The sequence below is a fragment of the Vibrio sp. ER1A genome (assembly GCF_000733315.1).
In the GTDB taxonomy this organism is placed as follows: domain Bacteria; phylum Pseudomonadota; class Gammaproteobacteria; order Enterobacterales; family Vibrionaceae; genus Vibrio; species Vibrio mediterranei.
This window is the reverse complement of the sequence record NZ_JPJA01000097.1, coordinates 1-1,598: the sequence shown is the minus strand read 5'-3', so window position 1 is coordinate 1,598 and position 1,598 is coordinate 1. Positions and strand designations below refer to the sequence as shown.

The window sequence follows — 1,598 nt, the reverse complement described above, 5'->3', positions numbered from 1 at the left end:
ATCAATCTGTGTGAACACTCATCGCAATAATCTATTCGTATAAGGAGGTGATCCAGCCCCAGGTTCCCCTAGGGCTACCTTGTTACGACTTCACCCCAGTCATGAACCACAAAGTGGTGAGCGTCCTCCCGAAGGTTAAACTACCCACTTCTTTTGCAGCCCACTCCCATGGTGTGACGGGCGGTGTGTACAAGGCCCGGGAACGTATTCACCGTAGCATTCTGATCTACGATTACTAGCGATTCCGACTTCATGGAGTCGAGTTGCAGACTCCAATCCGGACTACGACGCACTTTTTGGGATTCGCTCACTTTCGCAAGTTGGCTGCCCTCTGTATGCGCCATTGTAGCACGTGTGTAGCCCTACTCGTAAGGGCCATGATGACTTGACGTCGTCCCCACCTTCCTCCGGTTTATCACCGGCAGTCTCCCTGGAGTTCCCGACATTACTCGCTGGCAAACAAGGATAAGGGTTGCGCTCGTTGCGGGACTTAACCCAACATTTCACAACACGAGCTGACGACAGCCATGCAGCACCTGTCTCAGAGCTCCCGAAGGCACACCTGCGTCTCCGCTGGCTTCTCTGGATGTCAAGAGTAGGTAAGGTTCTTCGCGTTGCATCGAATTAAACCACATGCTCCACCGCTTGTGCGGGCCCCCGTCAATTCATTTGAGTTTTAATCTTGCGACCGTACTCCCCAGGCGGTCTACTTAACGCGTTAGCTCCGAAAGCCACGGCTCAAGGCCACAACCTCCAAGTAGACATCGTTTACGGCGTGGACTACCAGGGTATCTAATCCTGTTTGCTCCCCACGCTTTCGCATCTGAGTGTCAGTATCTGTCCAGGGGGCCGCCTTCGCCACCGGTATTCCTTCAGATCTCTACGCATTTCACCGCTACACCTGAAATTCTACCCCCCTCTACAGTACTCTAGTCCGCCAGTTTCAAATGCAGTTCCGAGGTTGAGCCCCGGGCTTTCACATCTGACTTAACGAACCACCTGCATGCGCTTTACGCCCAGTAATTCCGATTAACGCTCGCACCCTCCGTATTACCGCGGCTGCTGGCACGGAGTTAGCCGGTGCTTCTTCTGCAGCTAACGTCAAACGAGCACGCTATTAACGTACCCGCCTTCCTCACTGCTGAAAGTGCTTTACAACCCGAAGGCCTTCTTCACACACGCGGCATGGCTGCATCAGGCTTGCGCCCATTGTGCAATATTCCCCACTGCTGCCTCCCGTAGGAGTCTGGACCGTGTCTCAGTTCCAGTGTGGCTGATCATCCTCTCAGACCAGCTAGGGATCGTCGCCTTGGTGAGCCATTACCTCACCAACTAGCTAATCCCACCTGGGCATATCCTGACGCGAGAGGCCCGAAGGTCCCCCTCTTTGGCCCGAAGGCATTATGCGGTATTAGCCATCGTTTCCAATGGTTATCCCCCACATCAGGGCAATTTCCCAGGCATTACTCACCCGTCCGCCGCTCGACGCCGTTAACGTCACCCGAAGGGTCAGTTAACTCGTTTCCGCTCGACTTGCATGTGTTAGGCCTGCCGCCAGCGTTCAATCTGAGCCATGATCAAACTCTTCAATTTAAGAT

General features: G+C 54.0%; 1 rRNA gene. It reads right to left on the bottom strand.

Annotated elements, in window-relative coordinates:
- Positions 1-40: 40 nt before the first annotated feature.
- Positions 41-1,593 (bottom strand): 16S ribosomal RNA (locus HW45_RS26785).
- Positions 1,594-1,598 lie beyond the last annotated feature (5 nt).